At 61.6% G+C, this 6,693-nt stretch carries 8 protein-coding genes and 1 pseudogene; 3 read left to right on the top strand and 6 right to left on the bottom strand.

The window, feature by feature from the left end; all coding sequences use genetic code 11:
* From G533_RS24895 to G533_RS25425, 6 genes and pseudogenes are all read right to left on the bottom strand, one after another.
* Positions 1-329: hypothetical protein (locus G533_RS24895; protein ID WP_035529495.1), on the bottom strand; the 329-nt coding region annotated here is incomplete at its 3' end.
* 41 nt (positions 330-370) lie between these two features.
* Positions 371-1,729, bottom strand: a complete 1,359-nt coding sequence (locus G533_RS0119890) for a hypothetical protein (RefSeq protein ID WP_027951390.1) — start codon at positions 1,727-1,729, stop codon at positions 371-373.
* Positions 1,730-1,751: 22 nt separating this feature from the next.
* Entirely contained in the window at positions 1,752-2,054 is a 303-nt protein-coding gene (locus G533_RS0119885; RefSeq protein WP_027951389.1) for a hypothetical protein, read from the bottom strand.
* Between the two features lie 217 nt (positions 2,055-2,271).
* Positions 2,272-3,240: a hypothetical protein gene (locus tag G533_RS0119880; RefSeq protein WP_027951388.1), complete on the bottom strand. Its 969-nt coding sequence runs from the start codon at positions 3,238-3,240 to the stop codon at positions 2,272-2,274.
* Positions 3,241-3,255: 15 nt separating this feature from the next.
* Positions 3,256-3,846, bottom strand: a complete 591-nt coding sequence (locus G533_RS24890; RefSeq protein WP_027951387.1) for a hypothetical protein — start codon at positions 3,844-3,846, stop codon at positions 3,256-3,258.
* A 28-nt stretch (positions 3,847-3,874) separates the two neighbouring features.
* Positions 3,875-4,060, bottom strand: a pseudogene (locus tag G533_RS25425) (ParB N-terminal domain-containing protein); the annotation flags it as partial.
* Between the two features lie 249 nt (positions 4,061-4,309).
* Between G533_RS25425 and tnpA the strand changes: the two are divergent.
* From tnpA to tnpC, 3 genes are all read left to right on the top strand, one after another.
* Positions 4,310-4,675: an IS66-like element accessory protein TnpA gene (gene tnpA / locus G533_RS0119870; RefSeq protein ID WP_035526448.1), complete on the top strand. Its 366-nt coding sequence runs from the start codon at positions 4,310-4,312 to the stop codon at positions 4,673-4,675.
* Positions 4,672-5,007 carry an IS66 family insertion sequence element accessory protein TnpB gene (tnpB, locus tag G533_RS0119865; RefSeq protein ID WP_027948884.1) on the top strand — a complete coding sequence of 112 codons (336 nt, stop codon included), beginning with the start codon at positions 4,672-4,674 and terminating at the stop codon, positions 5,005-5,007. The genes tnpA and tnpB overlap by 4 nt, the downstream gene beginning before the upstream one ends.
* Before the next feature lie 89 nt (positions 5,008-5,096).
* Positions 5,097-6,677, top strand: coding sequence for an IS66 family transposase (gene tnpC / locus G533_RS0119860; RefSeq protein WP_027948883.1), 1,581 nt, complete (start codon positions 5,097-5,099; stop codon positions 6,675-6,677).
* The last annotated feature ends 16 nt before the right edge of the window (positions 6,678-6,693 follow it).

Here is a 6,693-nt window from a genome sequence, read left to right as displayed (position 1 = left end):
GCTAACTGCACACCGCCGTCCCATTCGAGGGTAACCAGTGCTCCGCAGTCGCTACAAACGGCGGCATCACCTTCGTGCGTGTCGTCTTCATGGTGTACCTCGCCCCGGTGGCCGCACGCTGGACAGCGCAGGAAGCCCAGCGCGCCCCATTCGGCAATCGCCGCGGGCTCGGAATCTGCTCCGTCCCCGGCAAAAACAAGATCGGCACGTACGGCAACGTTCTCGCCGTCCAGGGCGGCCTCTGTGTGCATATCCAGGACCCGGAAGGGGACCACCAGGGTCCCCGTTTCCAGAAGGTGTCGCCAGGCGGGTTGCTTGGTGTTATCCATGCCCGTCAGTGACCGTTATCGTGCTGTATCGCGACAGTGTACTACTGGCGTTCCAGATTGAGTTCATCCCATAGCCAGCTGAAATCATAGCTTGCGTCCGGGCCCCGATCGCTGGTGTTTTCGAGGTGTTTGAGCCAGCTGATGACCGCATTGTGTAACGAGGGGTCTGTTGCGCACTGGCGCGGGCTCAGGCCCTTGAGCATGGGAATGGGCTCGTCCAGTGTCTTGCGGTAGTGGTTGGTCAACTGGGCTGTGATCGCCGCCTGTACCTCGACGGGGATGTCGGCGGCGGGCATCGGCATATCGTCGTAATCCTCCATCAGCGCCATATTTTCGTGGACGGTCAGGGGCGACCCCACAAGGTCACCGAGCAGCGCGGCCAGTAGCGCGGTGCCCCGTTCAGCCCGGACGGTCGAGTTGGTGTCCAGTTCCAGAGCGTTATCGTCCAGTGCGATATGCCCCAACACGCTCACGCGCTCGCCAACGTCGATGTCCTGGTAGGGCTCGGGGAACCAGGTCCAGGACGGGGCCTCCGCCTCTCTGTGCAATACTGGCGACGCGTCGAGTGCGCGCAGAACGGCCTTGCGAGAGCCCTGCAGGGGGAATCGCACACTGGTGGGTGCGATGGGCTCGTCATCCATGTTCCGCAGGTTCGGGGACGGCCCCGTGGTCTGTAGATAGACATCCATGGCCCAGATCAGGAAGGCCACCCCGGCGAGTTCCGATTCCTGTGTGTGGCGGATGATGTCGTCGAGATCATCGGGTAGACGCTCGATCTCACCCTGCTCAACCAGCTGTTGCATCAATTGCCTTGTTTCCGCCGGAATGGCAGAGAGTACCCCCTGGATACGGGTAGCCAGCTCCGGGGGCAAAGGCAGCATGGCGCCGCTGAACGTGGGGGTTGCCTCTGTGTGCAGCACGCGGGCCACCAGCCCATCCCATTGGTGAAGGCTCTCGGTCGCTGCTTTCTCTTTGACGCGTATCGGCTTGTCCCGGGTGCCATAGGGGCGTATGTCAGCGTAAGCCCCGGGTTTCACTGCGGTGACCTCCCAGAATCGCAGTTCGGATGCACCGAGGGCCTGCAGGTATCGACGACCCGCGGGGCCTTCCCGCCACCCGCGGTGTGCGAGGTAGGCCTCGATCAGATTGTGCGGTTCGTTATCCCACAGGACGGTGGCATATTCCTCAAAACTGAAGCCAATGACCATGTGGCTGTAGGGGCCCGCGTAGAAGAAATCCTCCAACGCCTCGAAACTCACGTCGAGCTTTTCTGCCAGCGGACCAAGTAAATCCTCCTGGACCTGGTCCCATCGCCCCGCCCACTCATCATTTGGCCCGGTATAGGCCATGAGATGTTTGATGGCCTTGTCGATCTCCCTGCGGGATTTACGTTCACTCATGCGGTGCTGTGCTCAATCGTCATTAGGGGGAAAAGGGATCGCGCATCCAGCCGACAATGATGGCGAGATCTTCACTGTCCAGCGTGCGGACCGCATCGACCAAACCCAGTGGTGCCTGGTCACTGCCGCACCAGACATTGCGGAAAAACGCGGCCATGATCCGCTCACCGTGGGAGAAGACCCCCATGGCCTGCTCTAGGCCGGGCTCATCGAGACAGCGGGCTTCCCAATCCCAGTAACGGGTCAGGTAACTGTAGGGTGTTATCAGGTCCCGGAAACGCCGCTGCTCCAGTGATAGCTGGAAGTCGCCTCGACTGACCGTCATTGGCAGCATCCCGTTGTGTTGGCCGTAGGCAGTGGCCTTCGCCTGTGGCAGTAGGTACGTTCAACCATCGTAATACGCTTCGCTCCTTGTGCGTGGTGTGTCGCTCGCGTCATCGTTTGCATTATACCGGGTTCAGTTGGATCGTTGCCCGCGCGCACTGTGCATCGGGATCAAAAAAGGCCACCCGGAGGTGGCCAAGGTGCGAGCCGGTATTGATCTAGAAGACGGCGGGTATCCAGGTCGCCCGCGGATCATCCGCGGCGTAGTCCTCGGCAAAGGCCAGCTGTAGTGACTCGATAACCTCGCCCTTGCGCTTCCCCTGCTGGCTCTCGGCCCAGAAGTCCCCCAGCACCGGCCGGAAAGTGTCGCGTAACTGATCCATCGTCAGGCGCTTGAAGTAGTGCTCACCGGTCGGCTGCCAGTATTTCCGAAAATCCGGCGCCAGCTGATCCACCAGCGCATCCCGCGCCACGCTGGCCCCCCGGGGGCCAAGCTCTAATAGCATTGCTGTGCAGTAGGTCACCAATTTGTCTTTGTCCCGTTTGGCCAGCGCGCAAAACGCCGCTAATCGGGCCGCCTCGTCGTCCTCGGCTAGCCAGGCGGTATTAAGTGCCTCTCGCGCAAGGCGCAGACCTTCTGCGGCGGGGCTGTCCTCGGTATCGCCCCGCTCCGATGCGCAGGGGACCTCACTGTAGCTGGCGTTGCAGTAAATGCGTCCCTCCCAACTTCGACCGGTCAGGACCTGGATACACAGGCCGTAGTGCAACAGCTCACTCGCCAGTTTGGGATGTTTCAGGAGGGTCAGTTTGGTGATCTGCCGCCGGTGAGCGGCCAGGTCACTCACGAGCGCCTGGGACAGGGGCTTTTCGGTCGTTGCAGTGCTATCACTGCCTTCTCCGGCGCCTGGCTCATCGGCACCAGATTGGCCGTCCTTAACCGTTTTGGGGATATCCTGCGGTCGCGCCCATCCTTCCAGCACCTCCAGTTCGCCCCGCCAGTTGAGGGTCACCACCACACCGGCATAGTGCCGCTGTGCCTCCGTGAAGCCGCTGTAGGTCTGTTCTATTTCGTCTTCCAGCTGCCACAGGGCTTCATTGGCGTGATCAATGGCCTCAAACAGCGCGTCCTCGCTGTCAAACCCATCGGGCAATGGCGCGTCTGCATCGAGCGCCTCCAGCTCAGCCACGCACTGCGCCAGTCGCTAGCGTTCGCTGGCCTTGTCAGGGGGGACATCGATCAGCACGGCTGGCAATCGTATCAGACCAGTGGTCAGGGACTCACGGTCGAGGCCGTGTACGACCCAGGCCCACTCGCAGCCTTTTTCCAGCTTACGGGCGGTACGACTCAGCTTCTCCAATGCCAGTCGCTCGACCAGTTCTGTGTCTGAAAAATAGACCTTCTCCTGGAACAGGTCGCGCTCCACTGCGCCACCGGCTTGTTCATAGGCCTTGATACCGACAAAGGCACCGATGCCTTGCCCCACCTCGATGGCTTCACCAATCAGCCACCGGCGGATCGCATAAGCCGAACAGTGTTCTCCCAGCGCCTGATAACAGGCCAGCTGCCGCTTAGGGTCGTCTACCAGCGCGAAGGCCTGTACGTCCTCCAGCGTTAGTCGGCCTTTGCGGTAGTCGTTCATGATGGCCTTGGCCACCCGCCCGAGTTTGAGTAGTTTGCGGACGTGGGCCTCCGTGAGCCCAAAGCGCAGCGCAATGTCGGCCTCCCACTGGAAGTTTTCGGCCAGCGACAGGGCGTCCCCGGCGCCGCGCACCGCACAGAGTACCGGGTGCACCGGGTATCTGCCCGGTCTTTGCCAGACCCTGCAACGCCTTCAAGCGCCGCCCTCCGGCGATGACCGCAAAGTGGTCTCCTTCCGGCACCACCACCAGGTTTTGCAATACCCCCTCAGCCGCAATGCTCGCTATCAGGGCGTCGTGGGTCTCGCGGTTGGCTTTAGCCATCCGCACGTTGTGCCGACTGGCCACCAGCCGGTCCAGCGTAATCATTTCAATAGACATAATCGGTTCCTCGCACCTGGATTTGGTTTTTGGGTCGCCCCAACCCCCATTCCTCTGGGGGCGAGAAGCCCCCAACCGTTCGAGGTACGAGCATCCGCAGCCGTCTGTGGCGGCGCCAGGCAGGGGGAACCACCCGCCTTGCAGAGAGCGAGCTGTAACCGTCCGGTAAACCCATCTGTTCGCGCCCCGCAAACTGCGTAAGCTAGGTGCCCACCTAATCTTAAGTGGGCACCTGATATGGATAACGAAGCGTCTCCCCCAAGGATCATCAAGCGGCGCCGTCGCTACTCTGCGGGGTTCAAAAATCGAGTGTTGGCCGAGTGCCAGCAACCGAACACCTCCGTGGCCGAAGTTGCGCTGCGCCATGGCCTCAACCTCAACCTGGTACACAAGTGGCGCCAGTTGATGACTGTCGATGACACCGGAGAGTTTGTGCGGCTACCCATGCCGGCCAAAGACCAATCCAGTCCAAGCCGGAGCGTAGCGCGAGTTCTGCCCACTGTCAGCATCCGGCTGGATACGCCGCGCGGTCCGATCACCGTCGAGTGGCCATTGAGTGAGATTGACCACTCGGTCGCTTGGCTCAAGGCGCTCGTTCAGTGATCAAGATTGACGAGATCTGGCTGTCCCGCGAGCCGCTGGATATGCGCGCCGGACCGGACACGGCGTTGGCACGTGTCATCAACCGCTTTGGCAAAGCACGTCCGCATTGCGCGTATGTCTTTGCCAACAAGCGCGCCAACCGGATGAAGGTGCTGGTGTGTGACGGCTTCGGTATCTGGCTGGCATCGCGCCGGCTGCACCAGGGTCGGTTCGTCTGGAGCCAGCTCCGCACCGGCGATCCATTGTGCATTGATATGCCGCAGTTGCAGGCCCTGGTGGTCGGCTTACCCTGGCAGCATGCCGGCGCTGGGCACTTTATGGACCGACATTAGATAACACCAGAATCCCGCTCGCAGTTCCAGAGAACGATTGCCGATGATTGCTGCTGGCACCGATTTGCTGGTGCTGGCAAAGTGTTCCCATGCAAGCGCCTATCGATCTCAATCAGCTCAACGAGACCGAACTCCGCCAGATGGCGGAGCAAATGCTGGCGCAATTGGGCGAACGCGATGCGCGCCTCGTGGCGCAGGACGCCGAGCTTGCTGCACGTGACGAGGCCATTCGCCGCTACTCTATGCGCGAGGAGCAGCTGACCCACGAGATTGCCCTGCTTAGGCGCCATCGGTTCGGCAAACGCAGCGAAGGCGTCAACCGGCAGCAATACAACCTCCTTGAAGAACTCGTTGACGAAGACACGGCGGCCATTGAACAAGAGCTGGAGCGGCTGGCGGAGAGTCGCCCGCGGCCGGAGCCCAAAACCCGCACACCGAAGCGCCGGCCCTTGCCGCCCCAGCTGCCACGCACCGAGATCCATCATGAACCGGAACACACCACCTGCAACTGTGGCTGCACCCTGACCCGGATTGGCGAGGATGTTAGCGAGAAGCTGGATTATGAACCCGGCAGCTTCTCGGTGGAACGTCACATCCGCGGCAAGTGGGCCTGCCAGCAATGTGAGACCATCACGCAGGCCCCGGTAGCACCGCACGTGATCGACAAGGGCATCCCCACCACGAACCTGCTGGCGCAGGTGCTGATCAGCAAGTATGCGGACCACCTCCCGCTGTACCGTCAGGAACAGATTTACGCCCGGGCCGGCGTTGAACTGCCACGATCCACACTGGCGGACTGGGTGGGGCGCTGTGGCGTGGAACTTACCCCGCTGGTGGAGCACCTGCGGAGCAAGTTGCTTGAGCACGCGGTGCTGCACGCTGACGAGACGCCGGTGCCCATGCTCTCGCCGGGCAAGAAGCGAACACACCAGGCTTACATCTGGGCCTACGCAACCACGCGCTATGCCCCGGTGCAAGGTGTCGTTTACGACTTCCAGCCCTCGCGCTCCGGCAAGGCCTCCAGGGACTTCCTGGCGGACTGGCGCGGTCAGCTGGTCTGCGACGATTACACTGGCTACAAGGCCGGCTTCGCCACGGGCATGACTGAAGTCGGTTGCTGGGCACACGCCCGACGCAAGTTCCACGAGCTGTTGGAGCGGAACCAAAGCCCCATCGCCGAGAAAGCGCTATCGTACATCGGCATGCTCTATGACGTTGAGCGACAGGCCAGCGGCCTGCCGCCAGAGGAGAGGCAGCGGCTGCGCGACACCGAGGCGCGGCCCGTAATAACGCATCTGCGCGAGTGGCTGACGGGCCAGCGATCCCAGCTGACCAACGGCACGCGAACTGCGAAGGCGATCGATTACACGCTTAAACGGTGGACCGCCCTGGTTCGCTACCTGGATGACGGCAATCTGCCTATCGATAACAACTGGGTGGAAAACCAGATCCGGCCCTGGGCCCTTGGCCGAAGTAATTGGCTGTTCGCAGGCTCACTACGCAGTGGCCAGCGTGGTGCCAATGTGATGACCCTGATCCAGTCGGCAAAGATCAACGGTCTGGATCCGCAGGCTTATCTGCGCGACGTCCTGGAGCGCTTGCCGAGCGCCCGGCAGTCAGACCTTGATGAGCTGCTGCCGTATAACTGGACACCTCCGATCAAGGTGTAATCACCGGACGCATACA

The organism is Haliea salexigens DSM 19537 (genome assembly GCF_000423125.1).
GTDB lineage: Bacteria > Pseudomonadota > Gammaproteobacteria > Pseudomonadales > Halieaceae > Haliea > Haliea salexigens.
The sequence above is the reverse complement of the archived record's forward strand: the minus strand, read 5'-3'. Positions and strand labels throughout refer to the sequence as shown.